At 42.3% G+C, this 22480-nt stretch carries 22 protein-coding genes; 21 read left to right on the forward strand and 1 reads right to left on the reverse strand.

The window, feature by feature from the left end:
* The first annotated feature begins 130 nt into the window (after positions 1–130).
* The 11 genes from ACH2DQ_RS16170 (at position 131) to ACH2DQ_RS16220 (ending at position 11346) form a co-directional block, all read left to right on the forward strand.
* The gene (locus tag ACH2DQ_RS16170; protein ID WP_394911184.1) at positions 131–1807 is read left to right on the forward strand and encodes a Na/Pi cotransporter family protein; all 1677 of its coding nucleotides are present in this window, start codon (positions 131–133) and stop codon (positions 1805–1807) included.
* Between the two features lie 77 nt (positions 1808–1884).
* Complete coding sequence (locus tag ACH2DQ_RS16175; protein ID WP_394911450.1) at positions 1885–2559, forward strand: winged helix-turn-helix domain-containing protein; 675 nt, start codon at positions 1885–1887, stop codon at positions 2557–2559.
* On the forward strand, positions 2556–4217 hold the full coding sequence (locus ACH2DQ_RS16180; RefSeq protein WP_394911185.1) for an ATP-binding protein: 1662 nt from the start codon (positions 2556–2558) through the stop codon (positions 4215–4217). The genes ACH2DQ_RS16175 and ACH2DQ_RS16180 overlap by 4 nt, the downstream gene beginning before the upstream one ends.
* Positions 4218–4548: 331 nt before the next feature.
* On the forward strand, positions 4549–5496 hold the full coding sequence (locus ACH2DQ_RS16185) for a phosphate ABC transporter substrate-binding protein (protein WP_394911186.1): 948 nt from the start codon (positions 4549–4551) through the stop codon (positions 5494–5496).
* Positions 5497–5658: 162 nt separating this feature from the next.
* Positions 5659–6546 (forward strand): phosphate ABC transporter permease subunit PstC, encoded by an 888-nt coding sequence (gene pstC / locus ACH2DQ_RS16190; RefSeq protein ID WP_394911187.1) that lies wholly within the window; start codon positions 5659–5661, stop codon positions 6544–6546.
* Entirely contained in the window at positions 6543–7724 is a 1182-nt protein-coding gene (gene pstA / locus ACH2DQ_RS16195; protein ID WP_394911188.1) for a phosphate ABC transporter permease PstA, read from the forward strand. Before pstC ends, pstA begins: the two co-directional genes overlap by 4 nt.
* Before the next feature lie 5 nt (positions 7725–7729).
* Positions 7730–8494, forward strand: coding sequence for a phosphate ABC transporter ATP-binding protein PstB (pstB, locus tag ACH2DQ_RS16200; RefSeq protein ID WP_394911189.1), 765 nt, complete (start codon positions 7730–7732; stop codon positions 8492–8494).
* Between the two features lie 25 nt (positions 8495–8519).
* The gene (gene phoU / locus ACH2DQ_RS16205) at positions 8520–9179 is read left to right on the forward strand and encodes a phosphate signaling complex protein PhoU (RefSeq protein WP_394911190.1); all 660 of its coding nucleotides are present in this window, start codon (positions 8520–8522) and stop codon (positions 9177–9179) included.
* Between the two features lie 498 nt (positions 9180–9677).
* Positions 9678–10244, forward strand: a complete 567-nt coding sequence (gene rsmD / locus ACH2DQ_RS16210) for a 16S rRNA (guanine(966)-N(2))-methyltransferase RsmD (RefSeq protein ID WP_394911191.1) — start codon at positions 9678–9680, stop codon at positions 10242–10244.
* Positions 10241–10744: a pantetheine-phosphate adenylyltransferase gene (gene coaD, locus ACH2DQ_RS16215; RefSeq protein WP_027293999.1), complete on the forward strand. Its 504-nt coding sequence runs from the start codon at positions 10241–10243 to the stop codon at positions 10742–10744. The genes rsmD and coaD overlap by 4 nt, the downstream gene beginning before the upstream one ends.
* The gene (locus ACH2DQ_RS16220; protein ID WP_027294000.1) at positions 10744–11346 is read left to right on the forward strand and encodes an ATPase; all 603 of its coding nucleotides are present in this window, start codon (positions 10744–10746) and stop codon (positions 11344–11346) included. Before coaD ends, ACH2DQ_RS16220 begins: the two co-directional genes overlap by 1 nt.
* 33 nt (positions 11347–11379) lie before the next feature.
* Here ACH2DQ_RS16220 and ACH2DQ_RS16225 read toward each other — a convergent pair whose 3' ends face one another.
* A complete protein-coding gene (locus ACH2DQ_RS16225) occupies positions 11380–12306 on the reverse strand; it encodes a transporter (protein WP_394911192.1) in 927 nt (308 codons plus the stop codon).
* A 241-nt stretch (positions 12307–12547) separates the two neighbouring features.
* Between ACH2DQ_RS16225 and ACH2DQ_RS16230 the strand changes: the two genes are divergently transcribed.
* From ACH2DQ_RS16230 to ACH2DQ_RS16275, 10 genes are all read left to right on the forward strand, one after another.
* Entirely contained in the window at positions 12548–13423 is an 876-nt protein-coding gene (locus tag ACH2DQ_RS16230; RefSeq protein WP_394911193.1) for a M23 family metallopeptidase, read from the forward strand.
* Between the two features lie 191 nt (positions 13424–13614).
* Positions 13615–14424 (forward strand): GTP pyrophosphokinase family protein, encoded by an 810-nt coding sequence (locus ACH2DQ_RS16235; protein WP_394911194.1) that lies wholly within the window; start codon positions 13615–13617, stop codon positions 14422–14424.
* Positions 14425–14535: 111 nt separating this feature from the next.
* Positions 14536–15918, forward strand: coding sequence for an RsmF rRNA methyltransferase first C-terminal domain-containing protein (locus ACH2DQ_RS16240; protein ID WP_394911195.1), 1383 nt, complete (start codon positions 14536–14538; stop codon positions 15916–15918).
* Positions 15919–16641: a pseudouridine synthase gene (locus ACH2DQ_RS16245; RefSeq protein ID WP_394911196.1), complete on the forward strand. Its 723-nt coding sequence runs from the start codon at positions 15919–15921 to the stop codon at positions 16639–16641.
* Positions 16635–17303, forward strand: a complete 669-nt coding sequence (locus ACH2DQ_RS16250) for an HAD family hydrolase (protein ID WP_394911197.1) — start codon at positions 16635–16637, stop codon at positions 17301–17303. Before ACH2DQ_RS16245 ends, ACH2DQ_RS16250 begins: the two co-directional genes overlap by 7 nt.
* Positions 17304–17340: 37 nt before the next feature.
* Positions 17341–19305: a YgiQ family radical SAM protein gene (locus ACH2DQ_RS16255; RefSeq protein WP_394911198.1), complete on the forward strand. Its 1965-nt coding sequence runs from the start codon at positions 17341–17343 to the stop codon at positions 19303–19305.
* A gap of 66 nt (positions 19306–19371) precedes the next feature.
* A complete protein-coding gene (locus ACH2DQ_RS16260) occupies positions 19372–19977 on the forward strand; it encodes a hypothetical protein (RefSeq protein WP_394911199.1) in 606 nt (201 codons plus the stop codon).
* A gap of 41 nt (positions 19978–20018) precedes the next feature.
* Positions 20019–21020, forward strand: coding sequence for an RluA family pseudouridine synthase (locus tag ACH2DQ_RS16265; protein ID WP_394911200.1), 1002 nt, complete (start codon positions 20019–20021; stop codon positions 21018–21020).
* Positions 21021–21270: 250 nt separating this feature from the next.
* The gene (locus ACH2DQ_RS16270; RefSeq protein ID WP_394911201.1) at positions 21271–21804 is read left to right on the forward strand and encodes a Holliday junction resolvase RecU; all 534 of its coding nucleotides are present in this window, start codon (positions 21271–21273) and stop codon (positions 21802–21804) included.
* Positions 21805–21914: 110 nt separating this feature from the next.
* The coding region (locus tag ACH2DQ_RS16275) for an ATP phosphoribosyltransferase regulatory subunit (RefSeq protein ID WP_395027437.1) at positions 21915–22480 on the forward strand (566 nt) is incomplete at its 3' end.

Below are 22480 nucleotides of genomic sequence, written 5' to 3' on the forward strand. Positions count from 1 at the left end.
CGCGATGGGATTTTTGCACTCCTGAATCACTTTCTCACGGTATGCGCAGTAAATGCGCATACCTGTCTGAACTGTTACGTGAATTTCTATAATTATGAAAAAGATTTGGTTTAATTAGGAGGATTATCAGATGTCAATTAATGACGTACAGAATTTGTTTATGTTTTGCGGAGGCCTTGGTATGTTCCTTTACGGCATGCACAGCATGTCGGATGGAATCCAGAAATCAACCGGTAACAAAATGAGGGAGCTGCTGGGAGTTCTGACGAACAACCGGGTAATGGCAATTCTGGTTGGAGCCTTGATCACAGCAATCATTCAAAGCAGTGGTGCAACTACCGTTATGGTGGTTGGATTTGTAAATGCAGGCATAATGAATCTGGGACAGGCTGTAGGCGTAATCATGGGTGCGAATATTGGTACCTGTATCACATCCTGGATCGTATCATTAGGACAGCTTGGGGATAGTTTCAAAGCTGTTTCGCCATCACTTTATGCACCCCTGTTAGTTGGAATTGGAGCATTCTTTATTATGTTTTCCAAAAAGCAGAAAAAGAAAACAATTGGTGAAATCATTATCGGTCTTGGATTATTGTTCATTGGACTTGATTTCATGAAAAATGCTGCTTCTTCCTATACAGAACTGCCTATCTTTACAAAAGCATTTGCATTGTTCGGAAGCAACCCTTTCCTTGGAATTGCAATCGGTGCTTTGGTTACCGGAATTATGCAGAGTTCTTCCGCATCTGTAGGTATTCTTCAGACACTGGCGGCAACCGGCGGTGTAGTTACGGCAAGCTCAGCAATATACATAAGTCTTGGTTCTAATATAGGTTCTTGCTTTACTGCACTTTTATCCAGTATCGGGGCACCCAGAAATGCAAAGCGTGCAGCTATCATCCACTTATCTTTCAATATGATCGGAGCGGTTATATTCGGAGCGGCGATGTTTGGAATCTTCCAGCTGAATCCGGTGTTTGCGGCGGCAGGAATCGGTAGTGTTGGAATTTCTATTTTCCACACGGTATTTAATATTATCTGTACGATTATACTGTTCCCATTTGCGAACAAACTGGTTCAGTTGTCAGGTCTTATTGTTCCGGATAAGGGAGGCGAAGTTCTGGAAGGAAGCGAATCAGACGAAGTAATTACACTGCGTCATTTAGATGACCGTATTTTAGAAACACCTACCTTTGCAGTTGAGAATGCGATTCTGGAAGTTGTTCATATGGGAAGAATTGCCCAGGCAAATATGCAGAATGCATTTGATGCAGTACTTCATAATGATATGGAAAAAATAGAGGCTGTCTATAAAACGGAAAAAACCATTAACAGCATGGAGAAGATGATTACCGAATATCTGGTAAAAATCAGCAATCTTTCTTTAAATGAAGACCAGCATACCATTATAAACAATCTGTTTTATTCCGTAAGTGACATTGAGCGTGTGGGTGACCATACGGAGAATATCGCAGAACTGGCGGAAAACAAGGCGAAGGACGATATTCAGTTCTCCGACGAAGCAGGGAAAGAACTGAGCGAGATCATGGAACTGGTTACCAACTCTTTCATTTATGCCATGAAAGCAAGGGAAGAAGAAAGCATTGATGCTGCTACGAAAGTAGTAACCTATGAAGATATGGTCGATAATATGGAAGAAGAGCTGCGTGAAACCCATATCGAACGGCTTTCCAAACAGCTGTGCAATCCAACTAACGGAGTTATCTTCCTGGATATTATCAGCAATCTGGAAAGAATTTCGGATCATGCCTATAATCTGGCAGGGTACGTAATGAGTGAACATTAAACACGCTGCAAACGACAGCAGATCAGTACAAGAGCCTGTAAACAGACATTTGGAGGTTTGATAAGTTTATGAGTCAGATGATTTATTGTGTAGAAGATGATATGAATATCAGAGAATTAGTAGCGTATGCCCTGAAAACTTCCGGGTATGAAGCGATTGGTTTTGAGAATGCTGCAGAGTTTTACAAAGGTCTGAAGGATGGGAGCCCGGATTTGATTTTGCTGGATATTATGCTGCCGGATGAAGACGGCATCAGCATTCTAAAAAAATTGCGCGCTAAAAATGAATATAAGGATATACCGGTCATTATGCTGACGGCAAAATCCACGGAATACGATAAGGTCAAGGGGCTGGACGTGGGAGCAGATGACTATGTGACGAAGCCTTTTGGTGTCATGGAGCTGATCTCCAGAATCAAAGCAGTCCTGCGCAGAAGCCAGAAGAGTATATCTACCGATATGATGGTGCTTGGGGATATTCGTCTGGATATCCAGAAGCACGAAGTAACAGTCAGTGGCAAAGAGGTGATCCTGACCTACAAAGAATTTGAACTTCTTACGTATTTGATGAAAAACCAGGGGATTGTACTTTCCAGGGATAAAATACTGGAAGTAATCTGGAACTATGATTACGAAGGGGAAAGCCGTACCGTTGATGTTCATATCGGATCGCTCAGGCAGAAATTAGGTGCCAGCGGTAATATGATCGAAACCGTCCGCGGGGTAGGCTATAAAATGGGAAACAAAGAATGAAAAAGAAAATCTATAAAAATGTTTTCGGACTGGGGATTTTAACTGTAATTTTCATAACGGCTGCATTTGTACTTTTTTTTAATTATAACATGCAGCAGCAATTAAAAAACGAATTAAAGACAGAAGCAGTGTACATCGCCAAGGCCTATGAAGGCCTGGCGGACCCTGTTTCTTTTTTGGATGATATTGAGGCACAGACACCATCCAGAATCACCTATATCGATGCGGATGGAAAGGTTATATACGACAGTCAGGCAGATGCCAGCAAGATGGAAAACCACCTGGAACGCCCCGAAATTATAGATGCATCTAAAAATGGAACCGGTATATCAAAAAGAACATCAGATACACTCAGGCAGCATACTTATTATTATGCAATAAAATTGTCGTCAGGCAGCTTTCTGCGTGTCTCAGGGACGATTGACGGGCTGATTCCTACATTTATGAAAGTTCTGCCGGCAGCATGTGTGATCTCACTGATTATTTTACTGGGTTCCTTCCTGATTGCCACCAAACTGGCAAATGGAATTATTTCCAATATTAACAATATAGACTTGCAGCATCCAACCCAGAAGGTATCCTTTAATGAGTTATTTCCATTGCTGAACAGAATAGAAAAACAGAATTACCAGATTAAGGATCAGATGGCGGACCTTATTGAGCAAAAGGAAAAATTTAATACCATCACCACCAATATGAATGAAGGTTTAATTTTGCTGGATAAAGAATCCAGAATTGTATTCATTAACCAGAGCTGTAAAAATATACTGGGTGCACCAAGCATGCACTATATCGGGAAGAATATTTCACTCTTTAACCGCAGCCAGCAGCTTCAGAATACAGTGGAAAAGTCAATGAAGGGGGAAACCCACAGCGAGATCTTAAAACTGGATGAAACTACCATTCAATTTTTTGGAAATCCGGTAATCCAGGAAGGAAGCATTCAGGGTGCGGTCCTCTTTGTTCTGGATATTACGGAGAAATACAAGGCCGAAAAAATGCGACGGGAATTTTCAGCCAATGTATCCCATGAATTGAAAACGCCGCTCACATCTATTTCCGGATATGCGGAACTGATGCAGAACGGTATGGTTCAGCCTCAGGATATTCCCCAGTTTGCAGGTAAAATCTATAAGGAGGCAGCGCGCCTCATTTCTCTGGTGGAGGATATTATTAAAATAAGCCGCCTGGATGAAAAAGATGCCCGTACCACAAAAGAACTTGTGGATCTGTATGAAATCTCATCGGAAATTATAGAACGTTTACTGCCGGTAGCAGAACGGAATATGGTAACCCTGCATCTGGAAGGATCTCCGGTTAAATTGGTGGCTGTGCGCGCGATGATGCTGGATCTGATTTATAATCTTTGCGAAAATGGCATTAAGTATAACAGACAGGGAGGAAAGGTAACAATTTCCATCTATGAAGAGGACCAGCATCCGGTAATTAAAGTGTCCGATACCGGAATCGGCATTCCCAGCAAATACCAGGAGCGCATATTTGAAAGATTTTACAGAATTGATAAAAGCCATTCCAAACAGACAGGCGGTACAGGATTAGGACTATCAATTGTAAAGCACGTAGTAGAATATCAGGGAGGATATATCGAAGTCCACAGTACACCGGATGATGGAACCGAAATTACCATTCATTTATAAGTCAAATATAATAAAACAGCTGTTTTTCAAGAAATTTCTTGATAAAACGGCTTTTTTTATTCGTAAAATATGATTCCCGCGAGCAACGAGCCAAACGGACACGCTGGCGCGTCCATTTGGTGACTGCCGCGAGGGTTAAAAACCCCGCTGCTCGAAGCGGGGTTTTTAACTTTACTGATTTTACCGCTGTCAAAAAAAAGCATTTTTTGTTTTTATAAGTATAATTTCTGATTTTACATAAACTTTACATATACAATATATAATCTTTATACGCATCTATTAGAATACTTTCTTGTAAGAACAAATTAGAAAAGTTTTGGAGGAAAAAATTATGAAGAAATTAATCGCAATGGCGGTAGTTGGTATTATGACATTAGGACTGGTTGCTTGCGGAAGCAATACAGGAACCACAGAATCCTCACCAAGTACATCAGCAGCTACAGAAGCAGGGGCTGGTGACACACAGGCAGCAACAACAGAAGCAGCTTCATCCGAGTCAGCAAGTGCAGACGGAAGCGAAGCTCCCGCAGGAGATATCAGTGGAAATATAGTAATTACAGGATCTACTTCCGTAGAAAAGATCTTAAACGATATGAAAGATGAGTTTGAAGCGCAGAATCCTGACGTAACCATCGAGTACACAGGCAGCGGTTCCTCAGCAGGTATTACCGATACAAAATCTGGAACAAACAATATCGGTGCTGCATCCAGAGAAATAAAGGATGAAGAAAAAGAAGACGCATTAAAGACAGAAGTTTTCGCTTATGATGGAATTGCAATTATTGTAAACCCTGCAAATGAAGCAGTAAAAGACATTACAGAAGAGCAGCTGGCAGATATCTACTCCGGTAAAATCACAAACTGGAAAGAGGTTGGCGGAAATGATGAAGATATCTTCGTAGTATCACGTGAAGAAAGTTCAGGAACAAGAAGTGCATTTGAAGAGTTAATCAAACTGGAAGATGCAGGCGGACTTTCCGGAAATGCATCTGTATCTGAAGGAAATGGTCCTGTACAGGCAGCAGTTGCCGGAAATGAAAATGCAATTGGTTATGTATCCTTCTCTTTCATCGATGACACAGTAAAATCTCTTACAGTGGCAGGCGTTGAGCCAACTGCTGAATTAGCAAAATCCGGAGAATATCCACTGAGCAGACCATTCCTTTTCTGCTACTATGATGACAAAGTAACAGATGCAGGTAAAGCATTCTTAGAATTTGCCATCTCTGAAGAAGGACAGGCGGCTGTAGATAACCATGGCGGTATCCGCGTAGACTAATGGGGAACACCGCATCACATCTGTAAAATTAATATAAGAAAAGCGTCCCGCTTTGCGGTAAGATTACCCGGAGCGGGACCTGCATCTTGCGATAAACATTTACAAAAATGCGTCAGGCTGCATAAATTTAACCCGCAGTAGATTGCGGACCTGGAGGAAAATATGAACCGAAATGTAAAGAGAGACGTATTTGAAAAAGTAGTAGAAGGAATCTTCTTGCTCTGTGCCCTGGTGGGAGTTATTTCGGTAATAGCAATTATAGTATTTGTTTTTTACAAAGGATTACGGCCATTTTTTGGTCCTGACAGCTACAGTTTTATCGATTTCATCACCGGAACCAGATGGGCTCCCGGACAAAACGTGTACGGAGTCTTCTATATGATTGTAGCTTCTGTATTGGCTACAGCAGGAGCAATTGTAATCGGTGTGCCGATTGGTGTCCTCACAGCAGTTTTTATTGCTGAAATAGCACCAAAAGGAGCTGTAAAGGTAATCAGGCCAGCGGTTGAACTACTTGCTGGCATTCCTTCTGTTCTATACGGTGCTTTTGGTCTGGGTGTAATCGTTCCGATTATTAAGGAGATATCCCCCCAGGTCCAGGGGCAGTCATTGCTGGCAGTAATCATTGTATTAACAATTATGATATTACCGACTATTGTTTCCCTATCAGAAAGTGCCATAAAATCAGTACCGAAATCATACCGGGAAGCATCCCTTGGTTTAGGGGCATCCAAAGTGCAGACGATTTTTAAAGCAGTACTTCCGGCAGCAAAATCAGGTATTCTTTCGGCTACCGTTTTGGGTGTTGGACGTGCAATCGGAGAGACGATGGCTGTTATGATGATAGCGGGTAATCCCACACAGGGCCTGCCGGACAGTATCTGGTCCATGGTGCGTCCGCTAACGACGAATATAGCCATGGAGATGAGCTATGCATCCGGTAGACAGCAGGAAATGCTCTTTGCAACCGGTGTTATCTTATTTATCTTTATTATGATTGTTAATTTAACCTTATTAAAAATTACACGCAAGGCAGGTGAAAAATCATGAGCAGGAAAACGAAAGATTCCATTGTAAAAGGCCTGATCTATGGTTCTGCCGGATTTACGGTGTTTATACTTGTTGTTATCATTGGATTTATTGTGGTAAAAGGACTGCCGGGAATCAACTTAAATTTCCTGACCAGGAATTATGAGGACAAAACTACTTATGTAACGTCACAGGCAGCTTCAGATATGCCGGATAACGGACAGGAAGGATATATTCCCTCCCTTGGAATTACGCTGAATATAAACGAAGATAAAAAGGTATATATCAGTGAAATGGATAAGACTTCTCCGCTGAAGGATGCTTTAAATCCCAAGAAAGAAGCTTATCCCGTTGAAAAGAAAGATATTATTTCCAAGATCGGAAGCATCAGTGTGGATTCTATGGTAAAAGAGACAGATCCCAAAAACCCCGATTCCGTAAAGAAGTCCCTTACGGAATTAAAAAATCAGATTGCGGGCTTAAAAGATACCAATTTAAAGATAAAAGTGGTAAGACCTGGTGGTGGTATCCGTCCAATGCTGGTAACAACACTATATATGATTGGTTTATCATTATTGATTGCAGCACCAATCGGAATTTTATCGGCTGTTTATCTGATCGAATATGCGAAACCCGGTAAGCTGATGAGAACGATTCATTTTGCCATCGAAAACCTTGCTGGTATTCCATCCATTATTTATGGTTTGTTCGGTTCGTTGTTTTTTGTAAAAATATGCGGACTGCAGTATTCCCTGCTGGCAGGTGCGTTGACCCTTAGTATTATACTGCTTCCTACGATAATCACCACTACTGAAGAGGCATTAAAAGCCATCCCCAGAACTTATCGGGAATCTTCCTTAGGACTGGGTGCAACCAGGCTGCAGACGGTGTCCAAGGTGGTTCTGCCAAATGCACTGCCAGGAATATTAGTTGCCGTATTGCTTAGTATCGGACGTATTGTAGGAGAGTCGGCAGCACTTCTGTTAACAGCAGGTACCGTTGCACAGATTCCGGGTGCACTCTTTGGAAATTCAGCAAGCGGCGCTACCTTAACGATTAAAATGTATACCCTGATGAAAGAAGAAAATGATTTAACTACGGCATGTGCAATTGGTATTGTACTGCTGGTGATCATCATTGTTCTAAACTTTGCATCAAAAATGGTTACAAAAAAACTTCTGAGTAAAAAAGGAGAGTAGGCATTATGAATCCGATAGAAAATCCTAAATTTCGTGTCGAGGATCTGAATCTTTATTACGGGGACTTTAAAGCTTTGAATAAGATTAATATGAATATACCAAAAAATGAAATTGTTGCTTTTATAGGTCCTTCCGGATGTGGAAAGTCTACTTTTTTGAAAACAATCAACCGCATGAATGATTTGATTGAAGGGGTAAAAGTGGAAGGCAAGATATATCTGGATGATGTGGATATTTACGGCGATATAGACGTAATCAAACTGCGTCAGCGGGTAGGCATGGTCTTCCAGCAGCCAAATCCATTTCCAATGAGTATCTATGATAACGTTGCATATGGCCCCAGGATCCACGGGATAAAAAAGAAACAGGAATTGGATGAAATCGTAGAGCGCAGCTTAAAGCAGGCGGCGATCTGGGATGAAGTAAAAGACAGATTAAAGAAAAACGCCCTGGGGATGTCCGGGGGACAGCAGCAGCGTATCTGTATTGCCAGAGCACTTGCCGTTGAACCGGAAGTTATTCTGATGGATGAGCCGACCAGTGCGCTGGACCCGATTTCCACCTTGAAAATAGAAGATCTGGCTGTTGAGCTAAAAGAAAAGTATACGATCGTGATCGTTACCCACAATATGCAGCAGGCCAGCCGTATTTCTGATAAAACTGCTTTCTTCCTGACTGGTGATGTGGTAGAATATGGTGATACGATACAGATATTCAACAATCCAAAAGAGAAAAAAACCGAAGAATATATCACAGGCCGTTTCGGTTGATAGAGGCAGAAAGGGGAACAGTTTTATGACAACCAGAAAATCTTATATAGCGGAATTAGATGATATTACGCTGAATGTAGAAAAAATGGGGCTGCTTTTAGAAGTCCTGATTAACAAAGTCATCAAAGCACTTACGGAAACGGATGCGGAGCTTGCAAAGGAAATTATGGAGCAGGATGATGAAATGGACTGTCTGGAACGGGAGACAGAGAGAGCATGTATCCGTATTGTGGCAAAGCAGCAGCCGGTAGCCACAGACCTTAGAAGAGTGACATCCATTATGCGTCTGATAGCAGATATCGAGCGTATTGCAGACCATTGCAGTGATATTTCAGAATACATTATTGAACTGGCAAAAGAAGATCCGGTGCCCATGCCGGCAGGGATAACTGAGATGATAGGTGTCATGAAGAAGATGGTAAATATGACCATCCAGTGTTTTGTAAAAGAAGATGTGTGGCCTATTGAAAAAATTATCGCCATGGACGATACTGTGGATGATTATTTCTTCCAGATCAAAGATGAGCTCTGCGTGGCAATGAAACACAATCCGGAAGCGATCAAAGCATATACGGATTACCTGCTTATTGTAAAATATGTGGAACGTATGGCGGACCACTCTACCAATATAGCAGAATGGGTTTCCTTTATTGTAACAGGAGATCTGGAACATTATTTAAATTAATTCCGGTTCTTTTTGTTCCCGCATGCAAGGGGCGGGACTTTTTAACTAAATGAAATGAATAAGAGCGTGTTTCAAAATTATTTGATCTATTTATGCGTTTTTCTTTGTGATAAGCGTGTATACTGATTGCAGATATTTGAAACACGCTCTTATAAGGTTATTATGGGGGAATTTTAACAGATTTGATATCTTCTGTCATTTTTGTCAAATTTCACCTCTTTCTCCAGTGACTGTACAATTATCTGGTGATTTGTGTAACAGTTCAGTCGGCATGAACTGTTACACAACCAGCCCATTGAAATCCGCCTTCGGCGAAGAGATGGATGTCTATATGCTCCAGGTATTCGCACGATCAGCGCAGTAAATGCGCAGATCTGTCTGAACTGTTACTGATTTTTCTTAATTCTACCATAAATGTCAACAAAAGTAATTGACATGAACACCAAAAAACAACTATAATAGTACGGAATAACATTACAATAAAGGTAGGAAGATTCTATGAGAGTAGTAGCAGGGACGGCGAAACGCCTGCCTTTGAAAACAGTACCTGGACTTGATACCAGGCCAACGACAGACAGGATAAAAGAGACTTTGTTTAATATGCTGCAAAATGATATGTATGACTGCAGGTTTTTGGATTTGTTCAGCGGAAGCGGGGCAATTGGGATTGAGGCGTTAAGCCGTGGTGCGTCCTTCGCTGCATTTGCAGAAAACAACCGCCAGGCTGTGGAGTGTATTAAAGAGAATCTCAAATTTACAAAGCTGAATGAACGGGCGCAGGTAATGCCCTGTGATGCCATAAGTGCAATACATAAGTTAGAAGGGCAGGAACCATTTGATCTTGTGTTTATGGATCCCCCCTATAATCTGGAGTGGGAAAGACGTGTCCTGGAGGCATTTGCAGATTCTTCCTGTATTACGGAAGATACCATGATTATCGTGGAAGCATCCAAAGAGACAGATTTTTCATATCTGGAAAGTATTGGTTACAGAATGGAAAAGTATAAAGAATATAAGACAAACGCCCATGTCTTCATAAAGCGGGCCGAAGGGAGATTAGCATGAGAAGAGCAGTATATCCGGGAAGTTTTGATCCGGTGACGTTTGGACATCTGGATGTAATGGCACGTTCGGCAGCATTAGTGGACGAGCTGATCGTAGGAGTTTTGAATAATAATACAAAAACCCCGTTGTTTTCTGTAGAGGAACGTGTTAATATATTACTTGAAGCGACAAAAGACATAACGAATATCCGTATTGAATCATTTACGGGACTGTCCATAGATTTTGTAAAAAAATGTGATGCAAAGTTTATCGTAAGGGGACTTAGGGCGATAACAGACTTTGACTATGAACTGCAGATGGCGCAGACGAACCGTATTATGGATCAGGATATCGATACTATATTTCTTACAACAAGTTTGGAATATGCTTATTTGAGTTCGACAACTGTGAAGGAAGTAGCCGCTTATGGCGGAGATATTTCAAAATTTGTTCCACCGGTCGTAGTTGATAGAATTTATAATAAAATATGGGAAAGAAAGAATAATAAGGAGAGATTATAATGAGCAGCAGAATCGAACAAATTATTGAAGAAATTGAAGAGTATGTAGACAGTTGTAAATTTCAGCCTTTGTCTTCTACTAAAATTGTTGTAAATAAAGAAGAACTGGAAGAATTACTTAGAGAACTTCGTATGAAGACTCCGGATGAGATAAAGAGATACCAGAAGATTATCAGCAATAAGGATGCCATACTGGCAGATGCCCAGGCAAAAGCGGACAGTATGCTTGCAGATGCTACTTCACAGCAGCAGCAGATGATCAGCCAGGATGAAATCATGCAGCAGGCAGTGGCACAGTCCAATGCGCTTTTAGAGCATACCAACCGCCAGGCACAGGAAATTCTGGACAATGCAACAAATGATGCAAACAGTATTCGTATGAGTGCGATTCAATATACGGATGAAATGCTGGAAAACTTAGAAAAAATTATGAGCCATACAATTGATACGGCAGGTGCGAAATACAATACCTTCCTGAATTCCATTCAGTCTTGTTATGATATTGTAAATAAAAACCGCAGCGAACTGTCTCCGCAGTCTGTTCCGAATAACTACGTTGCAACAGCTATGGAAGAGAGCGGCGAAGGCGAAGCTGCAGAATAAAGTGTTTCGTTAAATTTTTGGATGAAACCTTTTTTACAGCAGATAACATGCGGCAAGTGCAAGGGCGATGACAGTAATAATGAGCTTTGATATTACATATTTGGAAAGGCGAAGACCGCTTTCGTGTATCATGCTTTCTGTCTGGGCAATTGAAGATAATCCGCCAAAAGAACAAATTGCAATTAAAAGCAGGTATTGGATGGTAAAGGATGCATTTTCCATAGATATGGTATGGATCCCATTGGTCACTTCCATGATGCCGACCAGGAAAGCTTTTATGACTGCATTCGAGATGGGCAGATATAATACGATTTTTGCCAGAATTGCAAAGAGCATAATGTATCCCCCCAGTTTTGTGATATTTATTATACCGTTCATAATACAGGCATCTACCAGTCCAAAATTCAATGTCGTGGTAGGTGCTGTATTTGTATGTAAAGAAGTGGATTCCCGGAATTGTTTTCTGCATTTTATTCCGGAAAACAATCCATAGAGTAATGGAGCACCATATATGATTACAATGGTGGGAATAATCAGTTCTTCCTTATGCAGATGTTCCAATACAAGGAAATTGATAATAAACATCGGGCTTACATTGTTGCAAAATCCTAAAAGATATTGTGCTTCTGAAAGGGTTATCTGTTTTTCATTGGTGAGATCTGCAATGACCTTGGCACCCATGGGGTATCCGCAGAAGAATCCAACAGTGAGTGCATAGCTTCCGTTTGTACCTACGCCGAACAGAAATCGAAAGATGGGAGCAAACAGAAACATCAGCGGTTCGATCAGTCCAAGACCTATAATCAGGTTGGAGAGGATCATCAGAGGCAGCAGGGTAGGTACCAATGTCTGGAACCAGAGGAGCAGTCCGGCGAGAGAGGCGTCAAAGCCGTCTGCCGGGCAGAGATAGAGAAAGATCAGTGCGGTCGTAATGACCAGGCCATAGAGCATTTTTTTCATAGATGCTGTACCTGTGACTATCTGGCATAAATAACAATATATAATTGTCTGCACGATTGAATGCAGATACATTGTTTTTTATTATATCTCGTTATTTACGCCAGACAGCGCGAATATGTTTTTTATAGTATATGAAGTCCCTGGAGAGATTCATTCCTGAAAAAATGTCAATTTTTGATTCTAAATCGGATATTTTACGCATATATTAATCAGGAGAATAGAAAGCCTGTGCGTCCAAAATATGAGTAAAATAAAGCTTCTTCGAAATATCTTTGTAATTCTTCTGGTGGGCATTTTTTGTTATGGATGCATCGATTATTTACATACCCAGGGAAAAATATTCAATCTAACGTTTCAGTCCAACGAGACAATGGGATTTCGCAGCCAAAAAATTGGAGAGGATAATTACAGGCGGCTGATGGAAATCAGTAAATCGGAAGATGTGCCGGTCTATGATCTGCTGTCTGTATGGATGCCCAAATATCAATTTGAACTAGAAAATGTGAAAACCTCTTTGCTTACCCCATCCGATTATTATCTGTGGCGTACGTATTTTCAGGCATATAATTTACATGCGCTGCAGGAAATCCAGCAAAGTTATGCCGCCATTTGGGAGGACGTCATGTATTATCCAGTGCCGGACAGTACCAGTGAGAAAGAATCCCAGACTTCCTTTGAGGACTCCTGGATGCTGGAGCGTAATTACGGCGGCAAGCGTGGGCATGAAGGAACGGATATTTTCCCACAAGAAAATGTCAGAGGCAAATATCCCGTGGTCAGTGTATCAAATGGTGTTGTAGAACAGGTTGGATGGCTGGAAAAAGGCGGATGGCGTATCGGTATACGTTCGGAACACGGCGGATATTTCTACTATGCTCATCTGAGTTCTTATGCGGGGATTTTAAAAAAGGGTGATGAGGTTCAGGCAGGAGAACTTCTGGGATATATGGGAGATACCGGGTATAGTAAAATAGAAGGTACCACGGGGAATTTTGACGTGCATCTGCATTTTGGCATCTATATTAAAACAGCAAGGAAGGAAGAAGTCAGTGTTAACCCCTACTGGGTTCTTCGTTATTTAGAAGATCGAAAGTTGAAATATGCATATGAAGTATGATATACTGTAACAATTCAAATAGGTATGCGCATTTACTGCACATCCCGTGAGAAAGTGATTCAGGAGTGCAAAATCCCATCGCACAAGCGATTATAAATGGATTTTTGCAGTAACAGGGCAGCTTGTCTGAACTGTTACGATATACTAAAATATTAAGGGGAATTATTATAGTTAAGAGGAGAATCAGGTATATGGAAATACAATTATGGAGAGAAATACTGGATCCATATGAATTAGCAGTGAATGAGCTGACCGTGAAGTTTGAGCATCTGATCAGAGAGCATCGGGCCAGGGGAAAGTATTCACCGATAGAACAGGTTATGGGGCGGGTAAAAGCCATATCCAGCATATTGGAGAAGGCACAGAAAAAGAGAATACCGCTGAATGAGATAGAAGAAAAATTAGATGATATAGCAGGCGTACGCATTATCTGCCAGTTTGTGGAGGATATTGAAAAAGTAGTGGAGATTATCCGAAACCGAACCGATATGTCGGTCAAGAGTGAGAAGGATTACATCACCAATATGAAATCCAGCGGTTACCGCAGCTATCATATGATCGTCTATTATGAAGTCCAGACCCTTGCCGGCAGTAAAAGGATTCAGGTTGAGATACAGATCCGGACACTGGCAATGAATTTCTGGTCTACAATCGAGCATTCACTGCAGTATAAATATAAGCGCAATATTCCGGAGCATATCCGGATGAAATTAAGCAAAGCGGCAGATGCGATTATCGTACTGGACAATGAGATGTCCTCTGTACGAAGTGAGATCATGGATGCACAGAATTCGTTCCAGATCCAGGCGAACCTGGTGTCTGACATCTTGAATAACATACAGAATCTGTACCATCTGGCAAATAAGAGAGAAATTATTAAGATTCAGGACGAATTTTACCGTATCTATGAACTGAACGATATCGAACAGCTGGAACGTTTCCACAAGCAGCTGGATATTATTGCAGAAGGATACCGCGCCCAGTCACTGGAACGTGTTTGAAAAAACCATTGAGTGTGACGGATATTTTGCAGCGTGCAGGATGCTGATACTCAACGGAAAATAAAATACATATATAAGAGTGTGCACACTCTCTTTGAAAAGGAGCAATCGATGAATTTACCACAGGAATTTGCGGATTCCATGAAGGAACTGCTGGGAGCAGTGGAATATGAAGCTTATTTAAACAGCGCGGGGCAGGACCGGGTTCATGGACTCCGGGTGAATACAAGCAAGATAACAGTGGATGAATTTCTGAAGCTGACACCTTTTTCATTAAAACCAATACCCTGGGTGGAAAATGGATTCTTTTATGAGGACTCGCAGTCCGTTACGAAGCATCCCCATTACCATGCGGGGTTATACTATGTGCAGGAACCAAGTGCTATGATACCCGCAGACAGGCTTCCTGTTACAGAAGGGGACTGTGTGCTGGATCTCTGCGCAGCACCCGGTGGAAAAGCAACGGAGCTGGGGGCAAAATTAAGGGGTACCGGAGTGCTGGTTGCCAATGATATCAGCAATTCCAGGGCAAAAGGGCTTTTGAAGAATCTGGAATTATTTGGGATACCAGATATTTTGGTTACCAGCGAAACGCCACAGAAGCTTCTGCCTTATTTTAGAGAATTTTTTGATAAAATTTTAATTGATGCACCCTGTTCCGGGGAAGGGATGTTTCGTAAAGACCCGGCTATGATAAAGAGCTGGCTGGAGCACGGACCGGAATATTATGCTGAGATCCAAAAGGAAATACTGCTGACGGCAGCCGATCTGTTAAAGCCGGGAGGATTATTGCTATATTCTACCTGTACTTTTTCTGCGCTGGAGGATGAATGTTCCATTGCTTCTCTTCTGAGGGAAAGACCGGATTTTGAAGTGATACCCATGAAAGGCTATGAGGGATTCGGGAAAGGCATTCCAGGGGCAGCTGATGGAAATAAGCAATTAGAGAACTGCGTGCGGATCTGGCCCCATAAAATGGCTGGAGAGGGGCACTTTGCAGCTCTTTTAAAAAAGAATGGCAAATTCTCTTCAGCCTGGGAAGCAGCGAAGCAGAAAAAGAAAAAACAGGTGCTGCCTAAGGAGTGTCAGGAATTTTTTGACCAGTATCTGAAAATGGATTTGACAGGCAGGACGATTACCGTCTATGACAACCGGGTATATGCCATACCGGAAGCCCTTGGTAATATCCGTGGACTGCGTTTTTTACGCACCGGATTATATCTGGGTGAAATAAAGAAAAAACGTTTTGAGCCAAGCCAGGCACTGGCAATGAGTCTGAAAAGAGAACAGGCAAAATACAGCATCTCTTTTTCCAGCAGCGATGAACGGGCAGTGAAATATTTAAAGGGTGAAACAATTGAACTTGAGGATGACGAGGCAAATGGGTTAAAAGGCTGGATTCTGGTCTGTGTGGACGGATATCCGCTGGGATTTGCCAAAGCAGCGGGTGGCTCGCTTAAGAATAAATACTACCCCGGATGGAGAATACAGTAAATGAGTCTGATAAGATTAGATAAATACCTGGCAAACGCAGGAGCGGGAACCAGGACAGAGGTAAAGAACCAGATCCGCAAAGGGTTGGTGACGGTCAATGGAGAAGTTGTGAAAAAGCCTGAGACGAAGCTGGATGCGGATGGAGATGAGGTATGTGTTGGACAGAAATCACTGACCTACCAGAAATATGAATATTATATGTTTCATAAGCCTGCAGGCTGTGTGACAGCTACACAGGACAACCTGCATCAGACGGTAATGGATTTTATATCTTCCGGGAAAAAGGAAGAACTATTCCCAGTGGGCAGGTTGGATAAAGATACAGAAGGGCTGCTGTTAATTACGAATGACGGTGCCCTTGCCCATGAACTGCTTTCCCCGAGAAAACACGTGAATAAGACTTATTTTGCAAAAGTGGAAGGCAAGGTTACCGAAACAGACCGGCAGACTTTTTTGCAGGGCGTGGATATCGGGGAAGAAAAGCCCACCTTGCCGGCAGAGCTTGAGATCTTAAAAAGCGGAGAAATATCGGAAGTATGCCTGACTATACGGGAAGGCAGGTTTCACCAGGTGAAAAGGATGTTTGAGGCAGTGGATAAGCAGGTGGTGTATTTAAAACGCCTGTCTATGGGTGCAATCAGCCTGGATGAAAATCTTAAGAAGGGCGAATACCGCCCTTTAACCAGAGAGGAAATAGAAAGGATCGGAGGAAGCGGATGTTAGAAGGAATCAAAGCGGTGATATTTGACTTAGACGGAACTCTGGCAGATTCCATGTGGATGTGGCCAGAGATTGATATTGAATATCTGAACAGGTTTCAGATTCAGGTGCCAAAAGGGCTTCATGAGGCGATTGAAGGAATGAGTTTTACAGAGACCGCTGACTATTTCAGGACCGCATTTTTTCTTCCGAAAACCACAGAAGAGATCAAAAAGGACTGGATGGAGATGGCGTATGACAAGTATGCCAATGAAGTGCAGCTTAAGCCAGGTGCGTCAGAATTTCTGGATGAACTGAGAAAACGCAGCATTAAAACCGGAATTGCAACCAGCAATGGCAGGGGACTTGTGGAGGCAGTGATGCATGCACAGCATCTGGACGGAAGGATTGATGCAGTACGGACAGCATGTGAAGTGGCGAAGGGGAAACCATCCCCGGACATTTATCTGAAGGTAAGTGCGGACCTGCGGGTTGCGCCGGCTGAATGTCTGGTTTTTGAAGACATCAGTATGGGCATTCTGGCGGGCAAGAACGCCGGCATGAAAGTATGTGCGGTGGAAGATGCCTTCTCCATGGGGCAGATTCAGAAAAAGAAGGCACTTGCAGATTATTATATTTCGGATTATCATGAGGTTTTGAATCATACTTATGAACATTTGCGATAGATATAAGCCTGCAGACAGCAGGCGGACAGGAGAACGAATGAGTAAGGAGTTTTTGCCCGTTAACAGGGAAGATATGAAGGCTCGCGGCATAGCCCAGCTGGATTTTGTATATATAACAGGGGATGCCTATGTGGATCATCCGTCCTTTGCCCATGCGGTAATCAGCCGTATGCTGGAGGCGAATGGATATAAAGTGGGCATTATTGCCCAGCCGGACTGGAAGGACAAAGAAAGTATTATGGCACTTGGTGAGCCAAGGCTTGGATTCCTTGTCTCCGCCGGAAATATGGATTCAATGGTGAACCATTATTCGGTATCCAAGAAACGCAGGAAAACAGATGCATTCAGTCCCGGCGGGGAGATGGGGAAACGTCCTGACAATGCCACAATCGTCTATTGTAATCTCATTCGTCAGACGTATAAACACGTGCCGGTTATCATTGGCGGTATTGAAGCCAGCCTGCGCAGGATGGCACACTATGATTACTGGGCAAATGCATTGAAGCGCTCTATTCTGTTGGATTCAGGGGCTGATCTGATTTCTTACGGCATGGGAGAACGCTCTATTGTAGAGATCGCGGATGCCCTTAACAGCGGAATCGAGATGAAAGATCTGACCTTTATTGAAGGAACTGTCTTTAAAACCAGGGATTTATCCATTGTTTATGATGCAATTACACTTCCGGCTTTTGAAGAACTGAAGGCGGACAAGTTAAATTATGCAAAAAGTTTTTATATTCAATATTGCAACACCGATCCATTTTCCGGGAAACGTCTGGTAGAAAGCTATAAAGACGGATGGCATATAGTGCAGAACCCGCCGGCAAAGCCTTTAAGCCAGTCAGAAATGGACCGGGTCTATTCCCTGGGATATATGAGGACCTGGCATCCTTCCTATGATGATAAGGGCGGGATTCCGGCAATAGAAGAAGTAAAATACAGTCTGGTAAGCAATCGTGGATGTTTTGGGGGATGCAGCTTCTGTGCACTGACTTTCCACCAGGGAAGGATCATCCAGACCAGAAGTCATGAATCCATTCTGGCTGAGGCAAATCAGTTCATCTGGGAGAAAGATTTTAAAGGGTATATTCATGATGTGGGGGGACCTACTGCCAATTTCCGGCAGCCTGCATGTGACAAACAGCTGGAGAAAGGGGCATGTCCGAAAAAACAATGTCTGTTCCCCACGCCTTGTAAAAATCTGAAAGTAGACCACAGTGATTATCTGTCCCTGCTTCGGAAACTGCGGGATCTGCCAAATGTGAAGAAGGTATTTATCCGGTCGGGGATCCGTTTTGACTATTTGATTTATGATCAGAATGATTCCTTTTTTAAAGAATTGGTAGAGCATCATGTAAGCGGACAGCTAAAAGTAGCCCCGGAGCATATTGCGGATAAGGTACTCAGTAAGATGGGCAAGCCGGAGCGCAGTGTTTACGAAAAATTCGTGCATAAATATAAAGATCTGAATACGAAATGCGGGAAAAATCAGTTCCTGGTGCCTTATCTGATGTCATCCCATCCGGGATCTACGTTAAAGGAAGCCGTGGCACTTGCGGAATATCTCCGGGATCTGGGCTATATGCCGGAACAGGTGCAGGACTTTTATCCCACACCGTCTACGATTTCTACCTGTATGTACTATACAGGGGTGGATCCAAGAACCATGGAGCCGGTTTACGTTCCCAATAATCCCCATGAAAAGGCAATGCAGCGTGCGCTGATCCAATACCGGAATCCCAAAAATCTGGAGCTGGTAGCGGAGGCACTGACAAAAGCTCATCGGACAGACTTGATTGGTTTTGATAAAAAATGCCTGATTCGTCCGCTCAGGGGAGATAGTAAAACATCTTCCGGTACATCCGGCCAGTATAGCAGGCAGACATGGGATAAAAACGGCGGAAAAGGCGGGATAAAAAACGGTACGCCTTCCGGAAGTGGAAGAGATAAGAAAAAGCCGGTAAAAAAGAAAACGATCCGGAATGTGCATAAAAAGAAATAGTGAATTACCCTCTGTCCGGGCATAAATAACTGCAGAAAAATAAGTAGAAATATGAGGAGATTACGCATGAAGAAAGTTTCAAAGGGAAAAAGGGGTTATATTCTTTCCCAGAAGAAAAAGCGGGGGCTGATTACATTTATTCTGTTCTTGATTCCGGTTGTGATATTTGTCACCGGTTTGATTCAGACAGGTACAAGACTGAATATGTTTACCTTTGTGGCAGTTATGGGATGCCTTCCGGCCAGCCGTTCTGCCGTGGGTATGGTAATGATGCTGATGCAGAAACCTATAAGCGAAGAACATTACCGGGAGATTCAGTCCCATGTTAAAGATCTGGTATGCGCCTATGAACTGACCGTGACTGCATATGAGAAGAATACGCCTATTGACAGTCTGGTTATATGCGGTACAAATGTGATCGGTTTTACCAGCAGCGCAAAGGTGGATCCTTCCTTTGCGGAAAAGCATATTAAGGAGATCCTGAAAGGCAACGGCTATAAGTCCAATGTGAAGATATTCACCGATTTAAAACGCTATCTGGAAAGGGTTGATATGCTTTACCAGCGAAAGGACGAACTGGAAGCAGAAGGAAGTTTTACGCCCAGCGAAGATTATCCGGATCTTAGCAGAAGTGAACTGATGAAGCACGTGATCCTGGCGATTTCTCTTTAAGAAAAAGCAGCTTAGCTGGGAAAGATGAAAAGGGTAAAGAGATGAAATTAGTGATTGTAAATGAAAATGAGGCAGGGCAGCGTCTGGACAAGCTGCTGGCAAAATATTTAAGTGAAGCACCCAAAAGCTTCGTCTATAAAATGCTTCGCAAAAAAAATATCACGCTGAATGACAAAAAAGCCAATGGAAATGAAAAGACCGCACTTCATGATGAAATACGGTTTTTTCTTTCCGATGAAACCTTTGATAAATTTTCAAAGAAAAATGAAGATATTCCAAAAATAAATAAGAGCAGAAAACTACAGGTAATCTATGAAGACAAGCACATTCTCCTATTGAACAAACCGGCAAATATGCTTTCCCAAAAGGCAAAGAGCAGTGATATTTCTATAAATGAAGAAATGCTCGCCTACCTGCTGGAATCCAATCAGATTACCAGTGAAGAGCTTAGGACTTTCCGCCCGGCAGTCTGCAACCGTTTAGACCGCAATACAAGTGGTTTGATCGTAGCTGGGAAATCCCTGACTGGGCTTCAGACTATGGCGGAGGTGTTCAAGGACAGGAGCCTGCACAAATATTACCTCTGTCTGGTATCCGGAGAAGTAGCGGGTGAGCAAACCATCGATGGCTGGCTCACCAAAGATGAGAAGCATAATAAGGTGCAGATCAGCCGGGAGTACACAGAGGGTGCATTGCCCATACACACCCGGTATACGCCTCTGGAAAGAAAAAATGGGGTTACTTTATTAAAAGTCTGGCTGATCACAGGCAGGTCCCATCAGATCCGTGCCCACCTGGCATCCATCGGGCATCCCATTATCGGCGACTCCAAATACGGAAACCGGAAAGTTAACCTGAAATATGAAGCGTCCTATGGGGTGAAATATCAAATGCTGCATTCTTACCAGCTGGTAATGCCGCAAATAAAAGGGGATCTGGAATACCTCTCCGGAAGAGAATTTACGGCGAAAGTCCCTCCTATTTTTGAGAATGTATTTGGAAAAGTATTTGATGTAAATGCAGGATGTAATTCTGGCAGTTGATTGATTACGATTGACTGCTTTTTTTATGTGAATAATCGGCATAGCTTTTTCAATGTGCTTGAAGATGCGTCAATTTTGGAGTAAAATAAACTAGGGCGTAAAAAGTATTACGATTAGAAGACAAAAATAGAAAGTAATAAAACAAATATTGAAAAAAAGAAAGAAACATAAATAGAAAGCAATAATACATATAGTGAAGTAAGTAAAAAGTAACATAAACAGAAGGTGAAAAACAGAAAGGAATATCCAGATGGCAACATGGAATTCAAGAGGGCTTCGGGGGTCCACACTGGAAGACTTAATTAACCGTTCCAACGAACAGTATCAGGAAAAGGGGCTTGCATTGATTCAGAAAATCCCTACTCCCATTACCCCCATCCGAATTGATAAAGAAAACCGGCATATAACGCTGGCATATTTTGAACAGAAAAGTACCGTTGATTATATAGGCGCGGTACAGGGAATCCCTGTTTGCTTTGATGCAAAGGAGTGTAATGCGGATACGTTTGCACTGCAGAATATTCATGAACATCAGGTTCAGTTTATGGGGACATTTGAGCAGCAGGGCGGAATTTCTTTTTTGATTATTTACTATTCCAAAAAAAATGAAATATTTTATCTGCCTTTTGAACGGGTAAAATTTTTCTGGAAAAGGGCAGAAGAGGGGGGCAGAAAAAGCTTCCGCTATGAAGAACTGCCACAGGAATTTAAGCTGGAAAGTAAAGGCGGTATTCTGGTTCCTTACTTAGATGCACTGCAAAAGGATTTAGATATGAGGGATTGACATTTTTTCATACATCTATTATAATGAAAAATAATTTTATATAGTAGTGAATTATCACGTTAATGTGATAAAGTGAAATGAAATTTGATTTTCAGAAAGAGGAGAGAAAAATGAATCAACGATTATTACATACGCCGGAAGGTGTCAGGGATATTTACAATGCAGAATGTGAAAAGAAACTTACTTTACAGGACAAACTGCATAAAGTCCTGAAATCCTATGGCTATCGGGATATTGAAACGCCTACCTTTGAATATTTTGATGTATTTGGTCAGGATGTGGGAACCATTCCATCCAAGGATCTGTATAAATTTTTTGACCGGGAAGGAAACACACTGGTGCTGCGCCCCGATTTCACCCCTTCTATTGCCAGGGCAGCGGCGAAGTATTTTACGGAAGAAGATCTTTCCATCCGCCTATGTTATATGGGTAATACCTTTATTAATAATTCAAGTTACCAGGGCCGTTTAAAAGAAACAACCCAGCTGGGAGCAGAATTTATCGGAGACGACAGTGTAGACGCAGATGCGGAGATTATTACACTGGTCATTGAGACACTGCGAAATGCAGGGCTTAAAGATTTCCAGATCAGCATCGGACACGTGGAATTTTTCAAAAGCCTGATGACAGAAGCGGGAATCGATGAAGAGACAGAAGAAGAACTGCGGGAGTTGAT

The organism is Robinsoniella sp., from assembly GCF_034124845.1.